The sequence below is a fragment of the Streptosporangium sp. 'caverna' genome, from assembly GCF_003203775.1.
Lineage (GTDB): Bacteria > Actinomycetota > Actinomycetes > Streptosporangiales > Streptosporangiaceae > Streptosporangium > Streptosporangium subroseum.
The window spans coordinates 10885917-10909774 of the sequence record NZ_CP029711.1; the positions used below are offsets into that span (position 1 = coordinate 10885917).

The 23858-nt window shown below is 68.3% G+C and carries 26 protein-coding genes and 1 pseudogene; 10 read left to right on the forward strand and 17 right to left on the reverse strand.

The genetic code is table 11. The features are described from left to right. Positions 1-53 precede the first annotated feature (53 nt). Positions 54-458 (forward strand): nuclear transport factor 2 family protein, encoded by a 405-nt coding sequence (locus DKM19_RS47070; RefSeq protein ID WP_110705064.1) that lies wholly within the window; start codon positions 54-56, stop codon positions 456-458. Positions 459-555: 97 nt separating this feature from the next. On the opposite strand, the gene DKM19_RS47075 is transcribed toward DKM19_RS47070, so the two are convergent. After that, entirely contained in the window at positions 556-1332 is a 777-nt protein-coding gene (locus DKM19_RS47075; protein ID WP_110705065.1) for a TetR/AcrR family transcriptional regulator, read from the reverse strand. Positions 1333-1444: 112 nt separating this feature from the next. On the opposite strand from DKM19_RS47075, the gene DKM19_RS47080 reads away from it, so the two are divergent. Next, entirely contained in the window at positions 1445-2524 is a 1080-nt protein-coding gene (locus tag DKM19_RS47080) for an alpha/beta fold hydrolase (RefSeq protein ID WP_110705066.1), read from the forward strand. Between the two features lie 316 nt (positions 2525-2840). Here the strand turns inward: DKM19_RS47080 and DKM19_RS47085 are convergent, their stop codons facing one another. The 3 genes from DKM19_RS47085 to DKM19_RS47095 all read right to left on the reverse strand — a co-directional run bounded on the left by DKM19_RS47085 (position 2841) and on the right by DKM19_RS47095 (position 5148). Continuing rightward, the gene (locus DKM19_RS47085) at positions 2841-3656 is read right to left on the reverse strand and encodes an alpha/beta fold hydrolase (protein WP_204358549.1); all 816 of its coding nucleotides are present in this window, start codon (positions 3654-3656) and stop codon (positions 2841-2843) included. A gap of 4 nt (positions 3657-3660) precedes the next feature. Further along, positions 3661-4053, reverse strand: coding sequence for a VOC family protein (locus tag DKM19_RS47090; protein ID WP_110705067.1), 393 nt, complete (start codon positions 4051-4053; stop codon positions 3661-3663). A 120-nt stretch (positions 4054-4173) separates the two neighbouring features. After that, positions 4174-5148, reverse strand: a complete 975-nt coding sequence (locus DKM19_RS47095) for a helix-turn-helix domain-containing protein (RefSeq protein ID WP_110705068.1) — start codon at positions 5146-5148, stop codon at positions 4174-4176. A 284-nt stretch (positions 5149-5432) separates the two neighbouring features. Between DKM19_RS47095 and DKM19_RS47100 the strand changes: the two genes are divergently transcribed. After that, entirely contained in the window at positions 5433-6134 is a 702-nt protein-coding gene (locus tag DKM19_RS47100) for a Clp protease N-terminal domain-containing protein (protein WP_110705069.1), read from the forward strand. Positions 6135-6157: 23 nt separating this feature from the next. On the opposite strand, the pseudogene DKM19_RS47105 reads toward DKM19_RS47100, so the two are convergent. The 5 genes and pseudogenes from DKM19_RS47105 to DKM19_RS47130 all read right to left on the reverse strand — a co-directional run. Then, positions 6158-6508 (reverse strand): annotated as a pseudogene (locus tag DKM19_RS47105) (transposase); the annotation flags it as partial. Positions 6509-6704: 196 nt separating this feature from the next. Further along, positions 6705-7433 (reverse strand): VOC family protein, encoded by a 729-nt coding sequence (locus DKM19_RS47110; protein ID WP_110706488.1) that lies wholly within the window; start codon positions 7431-7433, stop codon positions 6705-6707. 44 nt (positions 7434-7477) lie between these two features. Next, the gene (locus DKM19_RS47115; RefSeq protein WP_110705071.1) at positions 7478-8056 is read right to left on the reverse strand and encodes a PadR family transcriptional regulator; all 579 of its coding nucleotides are present in this window, start codon (positions 8054-8056) and stop codon (positions 7478-7480) included. A 386-nt stretch (positions 8057-8442) separates the two neighbouring features. Then, the gene (locus tag DKM19_RS47125) at positions 8443-8787 is read right to left on the reverse strand and encodes a nuclear transport factor 2 family protein (protein WP_162642302.1); all 345 of its coding nucleotides are present in this window, start codon (positions 8785-8787) and stop codon (positions 8443-8445) included. Further along, positions 8784-10172 carry an MFS transporter gene (locus tag DKM19_RS47130; RefSeq protein WP_110705074.1) on the reverse strand — a complete coding sequence of 463 codons (1389 nt, stop codon included), beginning with the start codon at positions 10170-10172 and terminating at the stop codon, positions 8784-8786. The genes DKM19_RS47125 and DKM19_RS47130 overlap by 4 nt, the downstream gene beginning before the upstream one ends. A 91-nt stretch (positions 10173-10263) precedes the next feature. Between DKM19_RS47130 and DKM19_RS47135 the strand changes: the two genes are divergently transcribed. Next, positions 10264-10986 carry a TetR/AcrR family transcriptional regulator gene (locus DKM19_RS47135; protein ID WP_110705075.1) on the forward strand — a complete coding sequence of 241 codons (723 nt, stop codon included), beginning with the start codon at positions 10264-10266 and terminating at the stop codon, positions 10984-10986. Between the two features lie 99 nt (positions 10987-11085). Here DKM19_RS47135 and DKM19_RS52695 read toward each other — a convergent pair whose 3' ends face one another. From DKM19_RS52695 to DKM19_RS47145, 3 genes are read right to left on the reverse strand one after another with little or no spacing between them, the layout of a single operon-like run. Continuing rightward, positions 11086-11208, reverse strand: a complete 123-nt coding sequence (locus tag DKM19_RS52695) for a hypothetical protein (RefSeq protein ID WP_255415488.1) — start codon at positions 11206-11208, stop codon at positions 11086-11088. 11 nt (positions 11209-11219) lie between these two features. Continuing rightward, positions 11220-11657 carry an SRPBCC family protein gene (locus DKM19_RS47140; protein ID WP_110705076.1) on the reverse strand — a complete coding sequence of 146 codons (438 nt, stop codon included), beginning with the start codon at positions 11655-11657 and terminating at the stop codon, positions 11220-11222. Further along, complete coding sequence (locus tag DKM19_RS47145; RefSeq protein WP_110705077.1) at positions 11654-12001, reverse strand: helix-turn-helix transcriptional regulator; 348 nt, start codon at positions 11999-12001, stop codon at positions 11654-11656. The genes DKM19_RS47140 and DKM19_RS47145 overlap by 4 nt, the downstream gene beginning before the upstream one ends. Before the next feature lie 358 nt (positions 12002-12359). Between DKM19_RS47145 and DKM19_RS47150 the strand changes: the two genes are divergently transcribed. Both DKM19_RS47150 and DKM19_RS47155 read left to right on the forward strand, forming a co-directional pair. After that, positions 12360-13328, forward strand: a complete 969-nt coding sequence (locus DKM19_RS47150) for a GlxA family transcriptional regulator (protein ID WP_110705078.1) — start codon at positions 12360-12362, stop codon at positions 13326-13328. A 1-nt stretch (position 13329) separates the two neighbouring features. Continuing rightward, positions 13330-13953 carry a DJ-1/PfpI family protein gene (locus DKM19_RS47155; RefSeq protein ID WP_110705079.1) on the forward strand — a complete coding sequence of 208 codons (624 nt, stop codon included), beginning with the start codon at positions 13330-13332 and terminating at the stop codon, positions 13951-13953. A gap of 91 nt (positions 13954-14044) precedes the next feature. On the opposite strand, the gene DKM19_RS47160 is transcribed toward DKM19_RS47155, so the two are convergent. The 4 genes from DKM19_RS47160 to DKM19_RS47175 all read right to left on the reverse strand — a co-directional run bounded on the left by DKM19_RS47160 (position 14045) and on the right by DKM19_RS47175 (position 18353). After that, entirely contained in the window at positions 14045-15463 is a 1419-nt protein-coding gene (locus DKM19_RS47160) for a sensor histidine kinase (protein WP_204358551.1), read from the reverse strand. A gap of 124 nt (positions 15464-15587) precedes the next feature. Further along, entirely contained in the window at positions 15588-16292 is a 705-nt protein-coding gene (locus DKM19_RS47165) for a response regulator transcription factor (protein ID WP_110705080.1), read from the reverse strand. 56 nt (positions 16293-16348) lie between these two features. After that, the gene (locus DKM19_RS47170; protein ID WP_110705081.1) at positions 16349-17869 is read right to left on the reverse strand and encodes a serine hydrolase; all 1521 of its coding nucleotides are present in this window, start codon (positions 17867-17869) and stop codon (positions 16349-16351) included. Positions 17870-18125: 256 nt separating this feature from the next. Then, complete coding sequence (locus tag DKM19_RS47175) at positions 18126-18353, reverse strand: hypothetical protein (RefSeq protein ID WP_204358552.1); 228 nt, start codon at positions 18351-18353, stop codon at positions 18126-18128. A 174-nt stretch (positions 18354-18527) separates the two neighbouring features. Between DKM19_RS47175 and DKM19_RS47180 the strand changes: the two genes are divergently transcribed. The 3 genes from DKM19_RS47180 to DKM19_RS47190 all read left to right on the forward strand — a co-directional run bounded on the left by DKM19_RS47180 (position 18528) and on the right by DKM19_RS47190 (position 21800). Then, the gene (locus tag DKM19_RS47180) at positions 18528-19802 is read left to right on the forward strand and encodes a sensor domain-containing protein (RefSeq protein WP_110705082.1); all 1275 of its coding nucleotides are present in this window, start codon (positions 18528-18530) and stop codon (positions 19800-19802) included. Further along, positions 19790-20449 carry a response regulator transcription factor gene (locus DKM19_RS47185; RefSeq protein ID WP_110705083.1) on the forward strand — a complete coding sequence of 220 codons (660 nt, stop codon included), beginning with the start codon at positions 19790-19792 and terminating at the stop codon, positions 20447-20449. The genes DKM19_RS47180 and DKM19_RS47185 overlap by 13 nt, the downstream gene beginning before the upstream one ends. A 166-nt stretch (positions 20450-20615) precedes the next feature. Beyond that, complete coding sequence (locus tag DKM19_RS47190; RefSeq protein WP_204358553.1) at positions 20616-21800, forward strand: serine hydrolase; 1185 nt, start codon at positions 20616-20618, stop codon at positions 21798-21800. Positions 21801-22166: 366 nt separating this feature from the next. On the opposite strand, the gene DKM19_RS47195 is transcribed toward DKM19_RS47190, so the two are convergent. Then, positions 22167-23093: an alpha/beta fold hydrolase gene (locus DKM19_RS47195; RefSeq protein WP_110705084.1), complete on the reverse strand. Its 927-nt coding sequence runs from the start codon at positions 23091-23093 to the stop codon at positions 22167-22169. A 95-nt stretch (positions 23094-23188) separates the two neighbouring features. Between DKM19_RS47195 and DKM19_RS47200 the strand changes: the two genes are divergently transcribed. Next, positions 23189-23794 (forward strand): PadR family transcriptional regulator, encoded by a 606-nt coding sequence (locus tag DKM19_RS47200; protein WP_110705085.1) that lies wholly within the window; start codon positions 23189-23191, stop codon positions 23792-23794. Positions 23795-23858: the final 64 nt, after the last annotated feature.

Sequence of the window (23858 nt, forward strand, 5' to 3'; positions counted from 1 at the left end):
ACCCCAACGGGGCTCTCGACGCACGAGAGCCTTCGCCTCAGAGGAGAGACGCCATGTCCACAGCTACATCACTGACCGAGCAGAACCGCGCGATCGTCGAAGCCATGTTCGCAGCGGCGAACAACGGCGACGTCGAGGGAGTCTTCTCCTACCTGTCCGACGACGTCGCGGTCATCGAGCCGGCGTTCCTTCCCTTCGGGAAGGCCTACCACGGCAAGGACGAATTCCTCGGCCTCGCCCAGGTCCTGCCGAACTACCTCGATGTCTCCAAGATCACGGTGCACTACACCATCGCCGACGGCGACCGCGTCGCGGCGTGCGTCGGCATCACGGACGTCGCGACCGGAGAGCTGACCCAGTTCATCGAGCAATTCACCCTCAAGGACGGCAAGATCGTCGAGAATCGGCTGTTCTACCACAACGCCGGCACCTTGGTCGACCAGCCCAAGGTCGTGTAGCGCACGCTCAAACTCGCCGATCGCCTCCAGCGTCTCATCCAGTAGCCGAACGCTCGGCGTGCTCGGAATCGGAGGCACACCGAGACCCGCCGGTGTCTCAGGATGAAACTCCTTCAGCGTGGTCGATGAGCACCTGGACGCCGTCGAAGATGCGGGCAAGGCCGAAGTCGAGCGGGTCGATCGCCGCCGGCGCGAACATGCCCTCGGCGATGGCCTTGGTCAGGGCGGGGAAGCGGTCGGCGTGGCGGTCGAGCAGTTCGCCGGTCAGGCGGCCCCATTCCCGGTCGTGGTCGGCGTCGAAATCAACCAGTTGCTGGGCGAGGTTGCGTACCTGTCCGACGCTCAGGAGGAAGACCTGGTGGCGCTGGGCGGCCGTCAGGCCGGTCGGCTCCAGGGCGGCGAGCGCGGCGTCCAGCCAGGCGAGCTGGGCCGGGCCCATGACCTGGCGGCGCATCGCGGTGGCTGCGAGCAGCCAGGGATGGGCCTGGTAGACGGCCCACAACCGGTGGGCCCATTCGGTGAGCCGGGGCCGCCAGCCGGGGCCGGCGGCCGACAGGTCGGGGCGCTCGGCCAGGACGGCTTCGACCATCAGCTCGACGAGTTCGGCCTTGCCGGGCACGTAGCGGTACAGGGCCATCGCCGAGACGCCGAACTCGGCGGCGACCTTGTTCATCGAGGCGGCCTCCAGGCCTTCGGCGTCGGCGAGGGTCACCGCGGTCTCGGCGATGCGGCGGGGGCTGAGGCTGGGCTTGGGACCGCGGGTGGGCTGTTCCTGCTCGCCCCACAGCAGCGCGACGCTCGCGGGCAGGTCGCGCACCTTCTCCTTGGTGCCGCCGGCCTCGTTGTTCCTGCGGGTGGCGTCGGTTCTGGCCATGACGGTCCTTTTCGTCGATCGCTGCCGTGCGGGGAGCGGTTGACACCCTCCTCTAACTGTATATACCTTAAAGCTAACCGCTTAGGCCATAAACAGTTTAGGGAGCTAACAGATGCTTGGCGCCATCCTCGCCATCACCACCGCCGCCGTTGCCACACCCGTGGCCGGGCTGCTGGGCCACCGGCGGCTCAAGCGCTCCGTCCACGCCAAGCGACTGCGCATCACCACCCCGAACGGCATCGACGAGTCCGGCTTCGTCCGCATCGGCGGCATCGACCAGTGGATCTCGATCCGCGGCGATGACCTGCGCAACCCGGTGATTCTGGAGATCCACGGCGGTCCCGGCGCCTCCAACCTCGTCTTCGCCCCGCGCACCCGCGTCTGGGAGCGGCACTTCACGATCGTGCGCTGGGACATGCGCGGCGCCGGCAAGACCTTCGGCCGCACCGGCCCCGGCGGGCAGGGCGAGATGAGTCTGCAGCGGCTGCACCACGACGCCCTGGAGGTCACCGAGCACGTCCGCGCCCGGCTCGCCGTCGAGAAGGTCCTGCTGGTCGCCAACTCCTTCGGCTCCTGCCTCGGGCTGCGCCTGGCCCGCAGCCACCCCGAGTTGTACTCCGCCTACGTCGGCACCGACCAGAACATCAACGCCGGCGGCCGCGACCACACGGCCTACCACGCGCTGGCCGACCGGCTCGACAAGGCGGGCAAGCGCAAGGAACTGGCCGCCCTCACCACGATGGGCGCCGACAAGTCCGCCTGGGACCTCAGGCAGTGGTCGCACCACAACAAGCTCCTCATCACCTCCGACCCGCTGACCTTCAACACCATGAAGACCGTGGTGATCGGCTCGCTGTGGTCCTCGCCCCTGCACACTCTGCGCGAACTGCGCACCTACATGCAGGGCCAGACCTTCTCCGAACGCCTCGCACCCGAATCCGTGACGATCGACGAGTGGGCCGAGGGCACCGCGTTCCAGATCCCGTTCTTCGTCTTCCAGGGCGAGCACGACGTGTTCACCCCGCCCGAGCTGGCCAGGCGGTTCTTCGACGACGTCACCGCCCCCGTCAAGGACTTCGCGCTCATCGAGGACGCGAGCCACTTCGCGGCCCTCCGCCGCCCCGGCCATTTCCTTGACCTGATGCTCACCAAGGTTCGCCCGGTGGCCACCAGCGAGGCGATCGGCTCATGAGCAGAGCGGGAAGGGGTACCGGACTCCGGCGGCGGCTCGCCGAAACTTCAGGAGCCCCGGGCTACAACCTCAGCCATTGAAGCTCTCCGATTGGGTGACCAAGCCTCCTGCCTGCCCCCGAACAGGCGGTCCGTTGCCGTCTCGCCGGGGCGGATCTGGAGATGGTGGACCGTCTCGGAGACCACGGTGTCGGCGTGGCCGACCAGGCGTGATGTGCTCGATGGGGACGCCGGCCAGACAGCGTGGACCTCACGTCACGGCCTTTCGGGGCACGCGATGATGACGCCATGAGATTCGGAACCGCGTCCAGGCCGGCTCAGATGGCGATGAAGAATTCCAGCAGTTCCGGGGCGAGGGACTGAGGGGCCACGTTATGCGTCTGGTCCTCCAGGATTCTGTGCACCGCCCGGGGCACGGTCGCGGCGACCGCCTTTCCCGCGTTGGTCATCCACGCAGGGCTGTTCTCGCCGATCAGCACGAGAGTGGGCTGCGTGATCGAGGTGAGAAGGTCGGTGGGCAGGGCGTTGCCCGGTCCCATGAGAGCGGCCTCGTACGCCAGGGTGTGAGCGATCGCCTCCACTTCTGACCAGGAGGAGTGAGCGCGCATCGCGGTCACCGTCTCGACGGGGACCTCGGCGGCCTCGACCATGAACAGTTCGGCCGCCTCCGCGCGCCGGCCCTGTTCGACCAGGATCTCCAGTCGCGACGCGAAGTCGTACGACAGGCTGGGTGCGCTGTCGTCAACGTGGTACGGAGGCTCCCACACGGCGAGTCTCGAGATGGCCGGGTTCCGGGCCGTGGCCTCCAGCGCCAGGGCGGCGCCGGAGGACCCACCGAAAACCATGGCCGACCCGCCCGCCGCCTCGATGAGGGCGGACAGGTCCTCGATCTCACGCTCAACGGCATACGGCTGGGTGTCGCCGCTTTCGCCGCGGCCACGACGGTCATAGTTGAAAACCGTGAACCACGGGGCCAGGGCGGTCGCTACGCCGTACAGCGTGGGATGGGTCCTGTCGGTGAACGCGCCGTGCACCAGCACGACCGCCGGCCCGACGCCGGATCGGTCGTACGCGATGGAGGTCCCGTCGGCCGAGGTCACCCTGCCGGTCGTCATCTCGTTCGTGGCGCGCATTTCTTCAGCTTGCCGGTGCCGCCAGGCACAGGGCCTCCCAGTGGTGGCCGTCGAGGTCGGTGAAACCGCGCTGGTACCGGTAGCCGTCATTCCTCAGATCGCCGACGGCTGCGCCGCCCGCCGCGATGGCCTTGTCGAACAACTCGTCGACCTGAGCGGGGTTCTCGACGCCCACGACCAGGATCACCTGGGTGCTCTTGGTGGCGTCGGCGACCTCCGTGCCCGCATACGTGGCGAACGTCGGCTCGGTCAGCAGCATGACCTGCGCCTGCTCATTGATCACCACAGACGCCATGTCGTCGGCCATGCCGAAGAGCGTGAAGCCGAGGTCGGTGAAGAACGCCTTCGACCTCTCCAGGTCTCTGACCGGCAGATTGGCGAACAGTACGGGGGACATCGCTGGATCCTTTCCTGACGGTTGTTCGCGCCGGTTGGTGCGAACACCTTTATTCTGCGGATCCAGGCCCGCCGGGGCTTGGCTCTCGGTGCCGGCCGATTGACTTTCCGTGCCAGGCCCTCAGCCGGGTGGCATGAGGCAGGTGCGGCGGTATTCGGCGGGAGGCAATCCGTACGTGCGCCGGAACAGCCGGCTGAAGTGAGCCGAGTCCGGAAGGGCGTATCTGGACGCGATGACCCCGACGGGTACGTTGTGGAGGGCCGGGTCGGCCAGGTCTTTGCGGCAGCGTTCGAGACGCCGGTGCCGTATCCACGCGGCCACCGTGGTGTCCTGTGTCTCGAACAGCCGGTGCAGGTAACGCAGGGAGACATGGTGCGCGGCCGCGACGGTGCCGGGGGCCAGATCGGGTTCGCCCAGATGCTGCTCGATGAAGGTGTGGATGCGCAGCAGCAGCGTTCGTGACCGTGACTCCTCCGAGAGCGTCTCGGTCTGCTCGACGCGCTCGGCGATGGCCATGGTGACCAGGTCCATCACCACTGTGGACAGCCGGGCCGCGTTCGCGGGCCGGTAGGTCTCGAGATCCAGGGCCACCCTGCGAAGCAGGGGCGCCGCGAGGGCGCCGGCCCCGCAGTCCGGTGTGATCGGGACCGCGGTGAGCTTCGCGATGGAATCGAAGGGCAGGGCCAGCATCGCATGGGGAAAGCCGAAAATCGCCAGATGCACCGCCGAGTCATAGGCCAGCTCGTACGGCCGGCCGAAGTCGTAGATTGCGAACTCTCCGCGTTTGAGCTGCGTGGACCTGCCGTCTTGCATCAGGGCGGGGCGTCCCGAGATCGCCAGCACCACCCGGTAGAGGTCGGGATTGTCGCGGCGGATCAGACCAGGTGTCCGGTGAACGCTGTGTGGCGTGGAGGTCTGCACCCTGCCGACGCCCAATGGGCCGAGCTGCCCCGCGCTGATCTCACCCCGTAACGGTGCGTCCCCCTCGATCCGGAAATCGAGAGGACCGAGCGTGTCACAGACAATGCTTCGCCATTCGTCATATCGGCGTGCGGCGGGCACATCACGAGTGCGGATCAGGATGCCCATCCTCATCGCCCTCCGTTGCGGTTTCCGGGTCGAGTCTCTGATCGATTGTCGCGTGCCGAGATCTCAAACGCGACGGGCACGGATTGGGCCATGAGGCGGTTGACCCGCTGATCGCTTTCGACCGTGCCCGCTTCCCGCATCGTGAGGGCTTCCTCTCTTCTTACCGATCGTTTCAGAATGAGGTTCGGAGTCGTCTCAGGCAGGACCATCGCACGAGACTGAGGGAGCAGATCCGGAACGAGCGTCAATTAGAAGTTGACGATCGAGGATCGTCAACTTAAAGTTGACGCATGAGCCCACTCGACATCAGCCTTGCCGACCTGATCGCCCGTCTCGACGAGGAATTCCCTGACGCCAACGAACTGTCCCGCATCAGCGAGGCGCGACTGCGCGCCCAGACCCTGTCCCACCTCGGTGACCAGCTCATCGATCACTACGTCAGCAAGGCCAAGCAGACCGGCGCGTCGTGGACCGAGATCGGCGACGCCATCGGGGTGTCCAAGCAGGCCGCCCAGCAACGCCACGCACCCCCTTTCGAGCGGTACACCAACCTGAACCGCCACAGCATCGTGCTGGCGCAGGAGGCCGCCCGAACGCACAAGCACGACTCCATCGGCACCGAACACCTCCTGCTCGGCCTGCTCGGCGAACCGCAGGGCCTGGCATACGAGCTGCTGATCGCGAAAACCGAGTCGGAGCAACGCATCCGCGACGCAATCGAGGAAGCGATGCCGCCGGCCGGGAAGAAGGCGCCGCGGGGTCACATCGCGTTCCGGCCGGAGAGCAAGGAAGTCATCGAGCAGGCACGGCGTGCGGCGGATGACCTCGGCCACGACTGGGTCGGTACGGAACACACGCTGCTGGGCCTGATCCGCGTCGAGGAGAGCCCGGCCGCGCAGATCCTGCGCAACCTCGGCTTCACGTCAGACGAGCTGCGCGAGACGATCAAGACCGAGATCACCAAACGGTCCGCCGTGCGCGACAGGCAATAGCGAAACGATCAGTCGCCGCGGAGGACCGGGCCGGCGGTGCCGGTGTACTGGCGTTGCACTCCGGCCGAGCAGGTGCCCTTCTTCTCAAAGCCGGTGTCATCGCCCACCAGCACCCCATCCGGGGTGCCCGGATACTCGATCAGGTAGCTGCGGATGTCGTCGCGGACCCCATCGACGTCCCACTTCGCGGTCGTGAACAGCCGTTGCATGCCATCAGGGGTCCTCTCGCCGGCGTATTCGGCCAGTGACCAGCCGGTCTTGCGTTCCAGCCCGGACAGCAACCCCTGGATGCAGGCGCGGGCGCGCAGCCGTACCTCCCGCCGCCTGGATCGGCCCGCCACCTGGGCGAACGCGTCATCCAATCCGGCCTGCAGACGAGGAGCGTCGGGGTGTTCCACTCCGGCCGACGCGGCCACCGCATGATCTTCAGTTCCATCACACCTGAATGATCACAGCGGTGGCCGTTCGCACGTCACTCGGGCGGGGGCATGCGTACCCATGAGGGGGCATAGACCGGTAGAGCGGATAGACCTGCCCCACATCCCGATCCACGGCTGGAGTACTAGAGGCTCACGGGCGGTCGAGGAGGACGGCCTCCAGGTCGTCGAGGCTAGCTAGGGTCTCGCCGAGTTGCTCGCGCTCGGCTTCGGAGAGGGTGAGCGCGCGTGCCCGGGCGAGGGCGTCGCGGGCGGCGGTGGTGTCTTCGGCACGGAGTGCGAGCTCGGCGCGATAGGCCAGGGCTTCCACCAGGTCGGTGACCGGCGCCGACCCGCGGTGCCTGGTCAGCGCGCTGTCCAGGATCCGGGCGGCCTGCCGGGTGTCGCCCTTGGAGTCGCCCAGCACGACCGCGTTCCGCGTGGCCTTCGCAAGTTGGCTGGCCGGTTCGTCGGTGTTGTCGTCCGCCGCGGCGGTGTTGTGGAAGATCCGGATCCAGTTGCCGCCGGGGTCGACGATCGAGAAGCCGGAGACGTTACCGACGTTCTTCCGCTTGCGTGGCCTGGTCATCCGCGGGATGCCGGAGACCAGGAGCTTGCCGTGGGCCTTGCGCATGCCGGCCGCGAACGCCTCGAATAGCGCCCCGGTGTCGGACACGAGGACCACGCAACTGCCGTAGGAGTCCTCGGGTCTGAAGTCCGGAATGCCGAAGAACTGCAGCTGGAGGTCTTCTCGCTGCAGGCCCACGCACGGATACGGGCGGAGCTGGTAGTAGGTCCGGTCGAAGCCCAGCATGGTGTAGAACTCGACGATCTCGTCGATCGACCGGCAGGGGAGCAGCGGCACAGTGATCTCGTTGGCCATCATTCTCCGTTTCGGCAGGGCGGGTTGAGTCGTGCGGCGGGTTCCTATTCGATCGGTGCGGGGAACTCGCCGGCCATGGTGAACGCGCCTTCTTCGAGGCGGCGGATCAGCCGATGGGTCCAAGTGGCGCTGTAGTCGGCGGTGGTCAACCACAGCGTCAGGACCTCACCGACCGGACCCAAGGTGTCCAGGTCGGTGCCCGCGGGCAGGTGCGTGGTGATGCTCTCGCGCCACTCGTCCATCGCACGCGCACGCTCGCGCAACATCTGCAGAGCCTGATCGCGGGGCAGATCCTCGATCAGGCCGACGGCGCCGCCCAGCACGTCCAAGCTCGGTTGGTGGTCGGACAGCGCCTGGCGCAGCAGGGCGAAGTACTCCTCGTCGCCCTTCCCGGTCAGCTGGTATTCGATTCGCGGCGGGCCTCCGGCCTCCGAAGGGCCCGTCTCGTGCGCCACCAGCAATCCCTGGCCGGCCATGCTCTTGAGTGCGTGGTAGACCGAGCCCGAGGTGGCGGTGGACCACTCGTGCGCACCCCACGCTTCCAGGTCCGCGCGAACCTGGTAGCCGTGTGCGCGTCCTCGGCGGCGCAATGCGCCGAGCACGAGCAGCCGTACGGGCTTCAACGAATTCCCTTCGATGTTGCTGGCCTAGGTCAGCCAGCTTTCTCGGAACGTACTGCAGATCTCCGCACTAGTCAAATTTGGCTAGTGCTCCGGTCGGACGTCGTGATCTTGCGGCGTGACGGTCCGGGACGTGGTGCGGCCACCGCTTGATCATCGTCAGTTGCGTGGACATCTGAAGATCAGGCGGTGGCCCGGGGGCCACAGGGCGGAACCCGGCCGGTGGCAGGCCGTGCAGCAGGAGTTGCTCGCTCGGGTGGCGTCGCGGTTCGCCCGGGTCGAGACCCGGCGCCGGTTCGCCGGGTTTCTGTCCGGGATGCTCGCGGAGTTGCCGCGCAAGGACTGCTGGACGATTTCTTACCGTCGCACCACACGACGCATTAGCGTGATCAGACGAAGAAGCCGTCGATCCGGCGGATCAGCCCCTTCTCGAAACGTGCGACATCGTAACCGGTGGCCACGGGCGAGCCGGGCTGCCCGAGGTGCCAGGTGAACAGCATGAGGTCGTGGTGCTCGTTGATCACTTTGCCGAGGCCGAAGGTGAGGTCACCGAGCTTCTCCCGGGCTTGGCCGATCATGAGGTTGATGGCGTCGCGGCCTTCGACCGCCGCCCAGTCGGGGTCGCTGTAGACGCCGTCCTCGGTGAAGATCGCGTCGATCGTAGCCCGGCGGCGAGTGGCGTCCCTTTCGTTCCAGATCTCGATGTACTTCCGAATGAGGTCGTCGCTGTTCATCGGGTGATTCCTTCCGGGGAGGTGGTTGCTTGCTGTGCGGCGGCGGTCGGCCGCCGCCTGAGGGTGAGGGCGATGAGGGCGCCCGCGATGGAGGCGGCGGCGGCCACCCATCCGGCCGTGCGCAGGCCGTCGACTCCCGGTGCGCCCGCGTTGGCGACCGCGATGATGACGGCCAGGCCGATGGCGCCGCCGATCTGCTGGGCCGTGGTCGCCAGACCCGAGGCGACGCCCTGCTCGGTGAGGGCGACGCCGGACCCGGCCGCCGCGAACATGGCGACGAAGGTGAAGCCGCCCGCCAGACCCCAGATCACGGTGCCGGGAACGAGCGCCCAGAAGGAGCCGTCCGCCGACATACCGGCGTAGAGGACGACCATCCCGATGCCGCTGCCCAGCATCCCGACGATCAGTGTGGTCCGCACTCCCCACCGTCCCAGCAGAGCGGGCGCGAGCTTGGCGGCGGAGACCATGGACAGCAGCGTCAGCGGCAGGAAGGCCAGGCCGGCCTGCAGAGCGCTGTAGCCGAGTACGGGCTGCAGGTACATCGTGAACAGGTAGTAGCCGCCACCGAGTGCGCTCTGAAAGAACAGGATCACCAGCATCGACGTGGCCAGGTTGCGATTGCCGAGCAGGCGCGGAGGAGCGAGCGGTTCCCGGGAACGGGCCTCGACCAGGAGGAAGACTCCGATCAGGGCGATCCCCGCGGCCAGGGAGCCCAGGCCATGGAGCGTCACCCAGCCCGCCTCGGGGCCACTGACCAGGCCGAGCACCATCAGCGTCGAGCCGGCGGTGGCGAGCAGCGCGCCCAGCACGTCGAAGCCGCCGCGCTCATGCGATGGGTCGGGAGGCAGCAGGCGTGATGCTGCGATGATCGCGATGAGGGTCAGCGGGACGTTGACGTAGAAGACCCACTGCCAGCCCCCCGCCGCGGTGAGCACTCCGCCGAGCAGCGCGCCCGCGGCCAGGCCCGCGCTGCCCGCGGTGCCCCAGGCGCCCAGTGCGCGGTTGCGCATCGGTCCTTCGGCGAAGCCGGAGTAGATCAGCGCCAGGGTCGCGGGGGTGAGCAGCGCGCCGCCCAGTCCCTGGATCACGCGGGCGGCCACGAGCAGGCCTGGATCGGCGGCGAGCCCGCCGGCCAGCGACGAGATGCCGTAAAGCGTCAGGCCGAGGATGAACATGCGCCGTGCGCCGAGGCGATCGACCGCGCGGCCGCCGAACAGCAGGAAGCCCCCGAACCCGACGGCATAACCGCTGACCACCCACTGGAGGGTCTGGGCGGAGAAATCGAGTTCATGTCCGATGTCGGGGAGCGCGACATAAACGATGTTGTAGTCGAGAGCGACGATCAGCTGGGAGAACGCCAGGAGGGCCAGTTTTTTCGCATTCATGCGGTGAGCTTTCTCTACGTGCCGAACATTTACTACACGGCGTTTAGTAAAGACACAGCGTACGGTACCGCAACCCTGTAGAGTGTCAACCATGGGAGTCCCAGTGCTGAGCCGTAGAGAGCGCCTGCGAGTGGAGACGGCCGCTGAAATCAAGGCGGTCGCGCTCAGGCTGATGTCCGAGGGCGGACCCGACGCCATCTCGTTGCGAGCCATCGCCCGCGAGATGGGTATGACGGCGGGGGCCATCTACGGCTACTACGACACCCGTGACACGCTGGTCAGCGCACTGATCAAGGACGTCTACACCTCACTGGTCGACGCGGTGGAGGCGGCGCGCGATGTCCTCCCCGCCGACGACCCGGCGGGCCGGATCCTGGCCTGGGGGCAGACGCTGCGGGAGTGGGCCCTGGTCAATCCCGAGGGCTTCCGGCTCATCTACGGTGACCCGCTCCCCGGCTACCAAGAGCCGGAGGGCGGGGCCGCGGCCGAGGCCGCGCACCGCGCCTGCGCGGGCCTCACCGGTCTGGTCGCCGCCGCCTGGCCGCAAGCCGTGATCCGGCAATCGGGCGAATACGACTGGGCCGACTTCGATCCGATCCTGGTGGGCCTGGTTCGCGAGGAGTTCCCCGAGCTGCCCCCTGCGGCGGTGGCACTGGCGCTACGCGTCTGGGGCCGCATGCACGGCCTGGTCGCACTCGAGATCTACGGCCATCTACGCAGTCAGGTGAAGGACCCTGCCCGGATCTATCTCGACGAACTGCGCGACCTCACCCGTGGCCTGGGGCTTGACGAAAAATCAACCACCCGGGCATGAGGGATTTCGCCGCCCCGAGCCGGCGATCGCATTCGTATCGACGTCGCAGCCGGGGCAGCGGCAGGCACGCTACGCCCAGCACCTGCTGCACATGCGAGGTCAGGTAATCGGCATGCCGTCGACCACCACTCCGGCGATCGGCGGCAGGTTCTCGCCGACCGCCACCCGCGAGCGCAGCAGATGGAATGGCAGCAGCGGAGCCGCGGAGCGGTCCTTTGTCACGATGGTCTGCTTTATCCGCGCCGCAGGTCGGCGCCGAGCGCGTCGAGCCAGTCGCCGGTGCCCCGCTGCCGCCAGCCGGGGTCTTCCCTGCCGTCGAGGAACGTGCCCTGTTCGGTGAGCGTCAGCAGTGTCCCGCCGTCCACCGGGGTGAGTTCCACGGTGGTCAGCGACACCGTGGCCAGTTCGGCTCCGCCGTACAGGGCCGAGGTGTAGACGATGCGGTGGTCGGTGACGATGTCCTGATACCAGGACTCGAACGTCAGCACCCGGCCGTCGTGGTCGGCGCGGTTGACCTCGCGGCCGCCGACCCGGAAGTCCAGCTTGTGCTCACCGGTGGGGGTGGAGAACCAGCGAGCCTTGGTCGCCGGGTCGGCCCATGCGGCGAACACCCTGGCGGGCACCGCCTGGTAGGTGCGTTCCAGGGTGAAGGTGGCGTGCGTGACGGTCATGAGGTGCTCCCTTGCTCTGATGGCTTCTCTGCCAGGAGGTCGTCGAGACGGTCGAGGCGCTGCTCCCAGGAGGTGCGCTGGCGTGCGATCCATTCCTCGGCCGCGCGCAGGACCTGCGGCTCGATCCGGCAGGTGCGGACTCTGCCGACCTTCTCGGACGTGACCAGGCCGCAGGCCTCCAGCACCTGCAGGTGCTGCATCACGGCCGGTAACGACATGGCCAGGGGTTGGGCCAGTTGGCTCACCGAGGCGGGGCCGCTTACCAGCCGCGCCACGATGTCCCGGCGGGTCCCGTCGGCCAGCGCCTGGAACACCCGGTCCAACGACTCCGAATGGTTAAGCATGTATTTAACTATGTGCTCGTAGAAGCCAATAGTCAAGTGACTGCTTAAGTGTTTGCTCGCGGTGACCCCTCTGCCGCGGACTCGACCGCGGTGAGCAGGAAACCGGTGCGGAGCAGGGTGAGGGCGGCGGACAGGTCGGCGCGGAATCAGTGGTCGCGGTCGAGGGCCGGCCGACGAGATCCAGCTCACCTTCCTCGTCGGGCGGCGGCGAACCCCTTGCGTCAACGGCCGGCATCGCGGTCAAGCCCTCTTGGATGCGCGGTGTCCGCGCACGATCGTCATCGACCGGGCGTCGATGGCCGAATCTGCAAGGTATGTGTCCTTGCGGCCATAGCTGCGCAGGGCCAAGTATGGCGACATGTCTCAACGCGTCGTCATCATGCTTTTCGACGGCTTCCAGTTGCTCGATCTCGCGGGTCCGGCCGACGTCTTCTCCGCGGCCGGACTGCTGAATCCGAGCGCCGACTACCGGGTGGAGGTCACGGCGGTCCAGGCGGGGGCCGTGCGCTCCCTGTCCGGCGTCACCGTGGTCGTTGAGACGCCGCTGCGAAGCGTGAAGGGTCCGATCGACACGCTGCTGGTCGTCGGCGGTCTCCCATCCCGTACGACTGTCGCCGACACGGCGGCACTGGTTCCGGAGGTGCGCAGGCTCGCCGAGGAGTCAGGTCGTGTCGGATCCATCTGCTCGGGCACGTTGCTGCTGGCCGAGGCCGGTCTGCTGGAGGGACGGCGGGTAACCACTCACTGGGCGGTGGGGGACCTGCTCGCCCGCGAGCATCCGAACGTGCGGGTGGACGCCGATCGCATCTACGTGCGCGATGGCAACGTGTGGACTTCGGCGGGGGTCACCTCGGGGATCGACCTCGCCCTCGCCCTCGTCGCTCACGACCACGGGCACGATCTGGCCAGGGAGATCTCTCGTTGGCTGGTCGTATATCTGCAGCGACCAGGCGGGCAGAGCCAGTTCAGCACGCCGCTGCGCGCGCAGACGCCAAAACGCGAGCCCCTGCGCGACCTGCAGGGATGGATCGAGGAGAGCCTCGATGCCGACCTGTCGGTGGAGGTCCTCGCAGGACGCGTGAACATGAGCGTCCGCCACTTCTCACGGGTGTTCATGACCGAGGTCGGTGTGCCACCCGCGCGGTATGTCGAGCACTCGCGGGCGGCGGCGGCCAAGCGACTGCTGGAAAGCACCGACGAGCCGCTCGACCGGATCGCCACCCGGGTCGGACTCGGGACGCCCGAGACCCTCTACCGCGTCTTCCACCGCCACCTCAAGATCTCACCGGGAGAGTACCGGCGCAGATTCCACACCAAGGAGAGCTGATATGCACATCGTCATCCCCCTGTACGCGGGTTACGACGCCATGGACGCCTTGGGACCGTACTTCGTGCTCCGGAACATCCCCGGCGCGACGGTCACCTTCGTGGCCGAGCGGCCGGGCGTCGTCGCCGACGAGGGAGTCACGCTGACCGCCACCGCCTCCTTCGCCGACCTGCCCAGACCCGATGTCCTGGTGGTGCCGGGTACCAAGGACGTGAAGCGGAGCATGGCGGATCAGGAGCTGATCCGCTACGTGAAGGCGGCGCACCCGACCACCACATGGACCACCTCGGTATGCGTGGGCTCGCTCACGCTCGGCGCGGCAGGCCTGCTGGAGGGAGTCAAGGCGACCACTCACTGGGTGGCCCACGACCTGCTCGCGCAGCTCGGGGCGGAGCCGGTCAACGAGCGCTTCGTCAGGGACGGCAAGATCATAACTTCGGGCGGCGTGCTGGCCGGCATCGACATGGCGCTCTACCTCGCGTCCTTGCTGGCGGGCGAGGACATGGCCATGGCGATCCAGCTCGGGCTGGAATACGCACCGCGGCCACCGTTCGACGCCGGGACGCCGGAGACCGCTCCCGCGGAGATCACTGAGCTGGTGCGCTCCCTCCTGAGAGATGCCTGATCTCATCGGGGGCGCGTGCAAGGTAGGAGAGCGTGGAAGGGCGAAAGCCGAGGTGTGGGGCCGCGGGGGCGTCCACACGGCGGCAGACCCCTCACGAACCTCCCACGATCGCCTTGGAAGCGAGCCGCTCGTGGGCGAAGCACAGCCGGTAGGCGGCGGCCGAGGCCGTTCTCGTGTTGTAGTACACGCAGTCCTCACCCGTGGGCGTGGGCGGGGCGTCGTCCGGCGGGCCGTCCTTGGTGAACGTGGGTAGCCGAGGCTGCACCTCGCTGCGCGCGTCGCCTACCGTCAACTGCTCGTACCGGTCCCGCTCCAGGACCGAGAAGGAGGAGCTGACGAAGCTGATGGGGATCATGAGCAGGAGGATCCCGGCCAGCACCGCCAGCGGGACCACGATGGTCTGCACCAGGCGGCGCCGCACCTGCCGCCGGGCATGAGCCAGCTCCCTGGCGGAGGCGGTGGGCCGGGTGGCGGTGGCGGCGCGCGGGGTCGCGCCGTCGGTGACCGGCAGCTCGGCGACGACCTCGAAGCCGCCCTCGGAGGTCGGACCGGCGCGCAGCGTGCCGCCTGCGAGACGTACCCGCTCGTCGAGTCCCACCAGCCCGGAGCCGCCTGAGGCCACGCCCGGCAGCGGCGCCACCGTGGCCGGGTCATTGACGACGCTGAGGCCGAGGATCGCCCCGTCTCGTACGAGCCGGACGCGTACGGCCGTGCCCGGTGCGTGTTTGGCGGCGTTCGTCAGGGCTTCCTGGAGCACGCGGTGGACGGCGAGGCCGACCATGGGCGACAGGTCGTCCGTGTCGCCCAGGCGTTCCAGAGTGATCGTGACCCCGGAGTTTCGCGCGCGTTCGACCAGGGCCTCGGCGTTCTCCGTAAGCGGGACCCTGGGCGGCTGCTCGTCGTCCGCGCGCAACACGCCGATGATCTCCCGGAGCCGTTCGGTCGCGGCCCCGGCGGCCTCCCGCAGTTCGCCGACGGCCGCCTGCTGCCGGGCGTCCAGCTTGGGGTCGAGCTCCAGGGCACCGGCCCGTACCGCGATCAGCGTCAGGTCGTGGCCGAGCGAATCGTGCATGTCGCCCGCGATGCGGGCCCGCTCCCGGATACGGGCGCGGTCGGCGACGGCCTGCTGCTCGCGCTCCAACCGGTCGGCGAGCCGCCAGCCCGTACCGACCAGTTCGGCGTACTGGCGACGGTAGCGGCCCAGCAACCATGGCAAAGCCACCGTGAGCAGCAGCGTCAGCAGTTGCGTGGGCCAGCCCCACAGGTCGCGCAGGACAAGCGCGCACAGTGGCAGTCCGACGACGGCGACGGCCGCGAAGAACCACAGCGCCGGACGGGCGGTCGCCATCCGCTGCCCGGCCAGATAGCCGAAGAGCACCAGCGCCGTCCAGTACAGGGGGGTGAACATCTGCACGTCCAGGGTCAGGCTCAGCGCCACCGGTACGGCCAGCGCAGCCAGCGGCCATCTCCGGCTCAGGGCCACCGCGGCCCCCAGCAGTGGAACGCCCACGGCCGCCGTCACCACCTCCCTCCCATGGAGGGAAACGACCGCTGTGACCGGTGGAACGCACATCACCAGCCACAGTCCAAGGTCAAAGAGATGGGAGAGCCGGCCGGGCACGCTGCGCATGAGGTCAGGATCGCCGATGCCCACGCACCGGCGCCTCCGACGAAAGTGTGGACTCCTCCTCGGGTACGAGACCTGCCTCGTACGCGAGGATCGCGGCCTGTACCCGGTTCTTGAGGTCGAGGCGGGTGAGGATCTGGCTGACGTACCCCTTGACCGTGCCTTCGACGACATGCAGGCGCCGGGCGATCTCGGCGTTGGACAGGCCGGTCCCGACCAGGGCGAGGACCTCGCGCTCGCGGGCGGTCAGCTCCTGCACCTGGGCGCGGGCAACGGCCTGCTTGCCGAACTGCCGCGTACCGAGGTGGGTGATGACCCGCCGCGCGATGGTGGGAGAGAGGTACGCACCGCCTTCGGCGATGGCCTGGACGCCGGCGATCAGCTCGCGTGGGTTGCCCGACTTGAGGAGGAAGCCGGCCGCGCCGGAGCCGAGCGCGCTCACGATGTACTCGTCCTCGGAGAAGGTCGTGAGCATCACGACGGCGGTCTCGGGGAGGACCCGGCGCAGCTCGGCCGCCGCCTGGAGCCCGTCGAGCCGCGGCATCCGGATGTCGAGCAGGCAGATGTCCGGGCGGTGTCTCAGGGCGAGGTCGATGGCCTGGTGCCCGTCGGCCGCCTCGGCGACGACCTCGATGTCGTCGGCCGTGGTGAGGATGGCCCGTATGCCGGCCCGGATCATCGCCTCGTCGTCCGCCAGCAGCACTCGGATCATCGGCCCCCGCCTTCGCCTGTTCACAGAGGCGGCACCCGAAGCCGGGTACCGCCCGGTCATGCAGGCACGCTATCCCAGTGAGAGAAGCTCGCCGCCCCGCTCGGGAGTGGGGCGGGGGTACCCGCGCGGCGGGCGAGGACGGTGTGGACGAGGCGGGAGACCACGACGGCGGCGGCGGCCAGCGCGCCGGTGCCGGCCCAGACGTACAGCGCGAGCCAGACGTAGGTGATCTGGTCCAGCGTGCCCACCCGGTTCATCACGAAGCCGATCAGATCGGCGAGGCCGGTGAAGAGCGCGATCGGCAGGGCGTAGGGGACCAGCCGGACGATCAGGCGCCACACGGGGCGGCCCGCACGGCGCCGGGCCCAGCCGCGGGAACGGTGGACCCCCAGGAAGCCGAGCCCGAGGTTGAGCAGCGTCAGGCCGCCCAGCCAGGGGTCCGCGGTCGTGGTGAAGGGTACGGTGCCCGCGTCGGGGCGGCCCTCGATGACGTCGATCAGATCGCCGGTGATGATGACCGCGTCGTCACCGGAGATCATCCCGGTGTTGGTGACGACGGCGATGCCGTATCCGCTTGCGGGCAGGAGGGTCTGCGCGGAGTTGTGGGTGAGCAGCCAGCCGGTGTGCTGGAGCTGGGGCGCTCCCCCGGCGGTCTTCCCGGTGTCCCATCCCATGCCGTAGGCGCTGCCGCCCACGCCGGACGCGGTCTGGGTGGTCTTGACGGTCTCCTCGGGGAAGACGTGGCCGGCGCCGTTCTGCGTGATCAGCCACTTGGCCATGTCGTCGGCGGTGCTGACGACGCCGTATCCGCCGTTGATGAACCACTTCGGATGGGAGCGCTTGATGACCTGGCCGTAGGCGCGGATGTACCCCTCGCCCTCGCCGGGGAGGTCCATGGTGGTGTTCACCGTTCGAGTGGACGTCATGCCGAGTGGGCCGAAGACGGTGGTGGCCATGTAGTCGGCGAACGGCACCCCGGACACCACCTCGACCAGCCGCGCCGCGACGGTGTAGTTGGGGTTGTGGTAGATCTCCCTGGTGCCCGGGTCGGTGGCGAGCGGGGCGGTCCGCAGCATCGCGACGGCGTCCTTGAGGGTGTCCGGCGCGGGGAGCGTCAGCTCGGGGAAGGTCTGGTCGCTCATCCCCGAGGTCTGCTGGAGCAGCTCCCGCACGGTGATCTTCCCGGCGCGGGGGTCGGCCATGGTGAACTCGGGCAGATACGTCCGGACGGGGGTGTCCAGGCTGATCTTGCCCTGGTCGGCGAGGTGCAGCACCGCCAAGGCCGTGAACGACTTGGAGACCGAGGCGAGCGGCATCGGCGTGTCCTTCGTGATCGCCTCGCCGGCGGCCGTGTGGCCGTAACCCGCGGCGTACACGAGCTGGTCGTCCTTGGTGACCGCGATCAGGGCGCCGGGCAGTCGGGTCCGCTCGATGTAGTCGTGCATGTAGTGGTCGATCGCGGTCGCGCTCAGCCCGCCGGTCTCCGGCGCTTCTGCCAGGGCACTCGCCGACGTCACCCCCATCGCAAGCAACACACCGGTCAGGCCGGCGATGGCCGCGACCTTTCGTATCGTCATCGGGGGTCCTCCGAGGTCTTCGTTCGCATGGGACGAACGTAGAAGTCGGGGGGAGGGCCACACAGCGCACGATCGGATGGACCTCACCTGACTTTCGTCAGGTCCCCGATCGAGGTGCACCTTCTTCGAACACGAAGCTGTGGCCCATCTCCCGAGGAGTCGTGGGGCAGCGGTTGGGCGGGCGTCCGGTCCTTGTTCTCCGGCGAACGGCGAACGGCGGGCGCGTTCGGCCGGCTGTCCTCGGTACGGGTGGTGCTCATCGGCGCCTGTTCCGGTAGTGATCGTTGATCAGAGCGGCGATGCCGGCGAGCGCGATCAGGCCGAAGGCGTTGGAGACGAGGACGCTGCCGACGGTGACCGAGGTGACCACGTTGACGACGGAGCTGATCACCACCACCAGCCACAGAACGGGACGCGCCTCGCCGCCGGGGATTGTGACGGGCTGCGGCGTCTGAGTGGTTTCCCGGGTGTAGATGCCGGCCATGGTGTGCTCCTTGTTCGATGCGATCGACAGGTCGTTTGCGATGCATCGAAATTTACGGATGATCACCGCTGACGGCGATCCTGCCAAGGAGACAAACGGGGTATAGCTTGCTATACCCTCGGTCAGCGATCTACGACGATCTGGGTGCCCTGCCGTCTGGTCGAGGAGGTACGGATGCCGACCGATGATGCCCGTGCCGGCCGGGAGACAGCCGATCGGTGGGACGTGTTCGCCCGCGCCCGCGCCACCCTGGACGCACTCGAACACCTCTTCAGCGGGCTCGGCACCGTGGTTCTGGCACTGGTCGCACTCCTGTTGGTGATCGGCACCGCGCTGACCTGCCTGGTCGGTGTGGGGCTGTTGCTGGTGCCCGCCGCACTGCGTGGGCTGCGGGCGATCACCAATCGGGAGCGTGCTCGGCTGTCACGCTGGGGTGGTCCCGAGATGATCAGCCCGGAGTCGGCGCCGTCCGGGCTGCGCGCCGCCGTCGCCGACCGGACCACGCGCCGGGAGCTGGGCTGGGTGGGCGCCCACGTCACCCTCGGGCTGGTTCTTTCCGTGGTCGGAATCACGCTGCCCATGTACGTGGTGCGTAACGCTACGTTTCCGTTCTGGTGGTGGTTGTTGCCGGAGGACGAGGCAGCGAGCATGTCCATGGGGCTGTGGCCGGTGCGGGATCTGTACGGCGCGATCGGAGTCGGCCTGCTGAGTGTGGCGTGGCTCGTCATCGTCGTGATGGTCCTCCCGGGTATGGCGCGGCTGCAGGCGTGGCCCGGTCGGCGGCTCCTGGCCCCTGACCCCGGTACGGACCTCGCGTTGCGGGTCGCGCAGCTCACCGCGACCCGCGCCGCCGCACTGGACGCGCACGCCACCGAGCTGCGGCGCATCGAACGGTCGCTGCACGACGGGACGCAGAACCGGATCGTGGCGGTCACCGTTCTGGTCGGCGCGGCGCGTCGCGCGCTGGCGCGTGACCCGGCGATCGCCGAGGAGATTCTCGAGCGCGCGCAGGACGCCGCCGAGCAGGCGCTCGCCGAGCTTCGCGGGGTCGTCCGCAGCATCCTGCCGCCGGTGCTGACCGACCGGAGCCTCGCCGACGCACTCACCGGCCTGGCCACGGCCTGCCCGGTGCCCTGCCGGATCGACGCCGACATCCCCGTACGGTGCGCCGCGTCCGTCGAGGCCACGGCCTACTTCGTGGCGGCCGAGACGCTCACCAACATCGCCAAGCACAGCCAGGCCCGGCACGCCACCGTCACGGTCCGCCGCGACGATGACCGGCTCCACCTCCAGATCACCGACGACGGCCACGGTGGGGCGGACGAGCGCAGCGGGTCCGGCCTCGTCGGCATCCGCCGACGTATCGAAGCACACGATGGGACATTCATGCTGGACAGCCCCCCCGGTGGACCCACCACCCTCACTGTGAGCCTGCCATGCGGATCGTGATCGCCGAGGACGATCCGCTGCTGCGCGAAGGCCTCGCGCTGCTGCTGCGCGCCGAGGCACTCGACGTCGTGGCCACCGCCGCCGATGCCGGCGGTTTCCTGGACGCCATCGACGCCCACAGACCGGACGTCGCCATCGTCGACGTCCGGATGCCGCCGACCCACACCGACGAGGGGATCGTCGCGGCGGTGGAGGCCCGGCGACGTCAGCCGGGCCTGGCCGTGCTCGTGCTGTCGGCCTACGTCGAGCAGGCGTTCGCCACCGAACTGCTCGCCCACGGCAGCTCCGGCCTGGGATACATGCTGAAGGAGAGGGTCGGGCGAGTCCAGGAGTTCCTGAGCGCGCTGCAACGGGTGGCGGACGGAGGTACGGCCATCGATCCGGATGTCGTCGCGCAGCTCCTCGTACGCACCCGGCCCGACACCCAGCTGGACCGTCTCAGTCCTCGCGAGCGCGACGTGCTGGCCCTGATGGCCGAAGGTCTGGGCAACACCGCCATCGCCGAACGGCTCTTCGTCACCGACGGCGCCGTCCACAAGCACATCCGGAACATCTTCGCCAAGCTTGAGCTGGCGCCCACCGACCGGGCGGATCGGCGTGTCACCGCCGTCCTGCATTACCTAGAGGACGCCAACCGCCGCTTGTGACCACCGGCCACCTCGGCCGCGGCCGGGCGGCGGCGGCCGGGTGGTGGGGGTATAGCCAGCTGTACCAGAGCACTCCAGTGCGCGGGATCGATCATGAGACCCGCTCAACGCCATGCTGGGTGACGTCCCCACAAGGACCCCCCAACCAGCAACAAGGAGTGTCCCCATGTCGCACACCCCCACCCAGCAGCCCACCTCCCCCCGGCGTATGCGAGGACGGATCCTGGCCGCGGCGGCACTGACGGCACTGACCGGCCTCACCCTGGCCGCCCTACCCGCCACCGCTGCGACCGTCCCCGCCGCCCGCACCGCCGACGTCGTTCAGCAGACCCTGGACAGCCTGGTCCGCGACGACAAGTTCCCCGCCGCGCTGGCCGCCGTCCGCGGACGTGATGGGCGGACCCGCGACTACACCGCCGGGGTGGCGGACCTGAAGACCAAGACCAAGGTGCCCGTCAACGGCCAGGTGCGCATCGCCAGCAACACCAAGATGTTCACCGCCGTAGTCGTGCTGCAGCTCGTCGACGAGGGCAAGATCGCCCTGGACGCGCCGATCGAGAAGTACCTGCCCAAGCTGGTGCGCGGCAACGGCAACGACGGACGGAAGATCACGGTACGGCAGATCCTGCAGCACACCAGTGGCCTGGCCGACTACGACGTCGAGCTGGTGGGGAAGGACTACGGCAAGGTGCAGCACACCTACTTCGAGCCGCAGCAGCTACTGGACGCGGCCCTGTCGCAGAAGGCTCTCTTCGCTCCCGGTAAGGGCTGGAGCTACAGCAACGCCAACTACGTGCTGGCGGGATTGATCGTGCAGAAGGTCACCGGCCGCCCGATCAGCGAGGAGATCACCAAGCGGATCATCGACCGGATCGGGCTGCGCGACACCTACTGGCCGGCGCTGGGTGATCAGAGCATCCGCAAGCCCCACCCCCAGGGTTACTTCCCGGCCGCCGATGGTTCCCTGGTCGATGTCACCATGGGGGATCCGTCCATGTCGTGGGCGGCCGGACAGCTCACCGGCACTCCCCGCGACCTCAACCGGTTCATGACCGCGCTGCTCGATGGCAAGCTGCTCAAGCCCGCACAGCTCAAGCAGATGCAGACCACCGTCACGGCCGACGACTTCGATGCCACCGGCGGCGCCCGCTACGGGCTCGGTCTGGCCAGGGTGAAGCTGAGCTGCGGCGGCTATGCCTGGACCCACGGCGGCGACGCTCCCGGCTACGTCACCCGCAACGCGGTGACCAGCGACGGGCGCGCGGCGACCATCGCCGTCACCGGCCCGGTCATGACGCTGCCCATCGCCCAGCACCTTGAGGCCGCCCTCGACACCGTGCTCTGCAAGTAAGCGCCATGCCGCCGCCCCTCAGGGGCTCGCGAGGGCCGAGGATGGTTCCCACCGTCCTCGGCCCTCGCGGCATTTGCGGATGTTCCACCCATGCTGCGACCGATCCCTTCTCGGCCGGCGGCACGTCCACGACCGTCCCGAGCCCACGCCTCAGGAAAGGGGATCGCCTGGGGAGACCGCATCCGCGAGATGATCTTCGGGGTGAGTCCCGGAACGCCGGGTGACCTCGATCCGAATGTGAACTCGGTGAGTTCGAGACTCCGCCGTACCCACTCGATGCGTCCGAGCCTGTCGTCGACATCGGCGTGGCGCTCGACATCCAGTGCCATCCCATGACCTTCGCCGCACATCACGCGGCCGGCCCGGCTACTTCGTCCCGGCGCCTTGGCTCTTGGCCGCCGAGGTGAAAAAACGCCTCAGTTCGGCCGCCACGACCTCCGGCCGGCCCGAGGGGTTTCGCTTGCCGGCATCTCCCGATGCATCGTGATCGAGTCCAGGGAGCTCGATCCGTTCGACGTTGGGAATGGTCTTCTCCAGGCGGGACAGCGCAGGCTTGAGGAAGGGCAGTCCCTTGCTCCCGCCGAGGAGGAGCACCTCAGCCTGGATGTCGGCGAAACCGTCCACGGTGTTGGCCATCTCGGCCAGGAGCACGCCTTCGTAGTGCAGGGTCGGGGCGAGCGTGCGCATGGTCGCATCGCCCGGCTTGGCGTTCTTGTCCTCGCTCTTCATCATCAGGCCGGTCATCCACGTGAGCAGCCCTCGCGGCATGACGTTCATGATCGGCGGCCCGAGCCGGAGGCCGAGCATGCTTGTCACCAGCGCGGCCGCCACCTTGCCCTCGGCCATTTCCCGGTCGAAGCGGTCGATCCACCCGGTCAGGTGGGGGATGTCCTCCAGAAGCAGCGCCGGTTCGTAGACGGCGACCTTGTGAATCGCCGGCAGCACGCGTGCCGCCTGGAGCACGGCGACTCCGCTCGCGCTGACTCCGAAGACGTAGTGGGCGCCGGTTTCACGGAGAACCGCGTCGAGGTCCTCCACTTCCTTCCGCACGCTGTAGTCATCCCCGTATGGCCCGCTCTGGCCCCGGCCGCGACGGTCGGGAAGGTGGACGGTGAACGTGTCGGCCAGTTCTTCGGCCATGGTCATGTGGTTTCCGGCCGTCTCCATGGAGCCGTGCAACAGCACGATGCCCGGGCCGTGCCCGATGGTGTGGCAAGCGATCTGGGTGCCGTCGTCAGAGGTGACGAAGCCGGTGGTGAGTTCCGCCGCCTGGGGCCGTTCGTGAATGGTCATCGCAGAGTCCTTTGGAGCGCTGTTGGCCGATGTCGGGATAGTGTCACTGACACTAGTTTCTTGTCAACTAGTTTCACTGTCGGTAGTATTGGGGAATGACCACTCCTCGTACCGGCTCACCGCTCGCCCTGACCGTCCTGGCGTTGTTGCAGTACAAGCCGTTGCACCCCTACGGCATCCAGCGGCTGATCAGGCAGTGGGGCAAGGACAAAGTGGTCAACGTGGGCCAGCGAACGAGCCTCTACCGGACGATCGACCGCCTCACCGCAGCCGGCCTGATCGGGGTGCGCGAGACAGAGCGAGACCAGGCCTACCCGGAGAGGACGGTGTACGAGATCACCGATACGGGACGCGCCGTGGCCCGCGAGTGGTTGCTGGACATGCTGGCCACGCCCAAGCAGGAGTTCCCCGAGTTGCCGGCGGCGCTGTCCCACCTGCTGATGCTCGCTCCCGAAGAGATACGCGACGCCCTGGAGCGGCGCAGCAGAACGGTCGGCGAAGCGCTGGCCACACTGGACGCCGAAATGAGCGCTGAAACCGGACACGGCCTCCCCCGCATCACCATGCTCGAAGCCGAATATCTGCGTGCCGTCACGGCGGCCGAATTGCAGTGGCTTCGCTCGGTGATCGACGATCTGCGTAGCGGAGACCTGACCTGGTCGGCCGCTGACCTCCTGGCCTTTGCCGAAGCCCCGGAGTGAAAATCAGCTGTATGCGGCGTGGCTGCCTGTATCCGGTGGGCATCGTGGAAGCCACCGGGAAGAT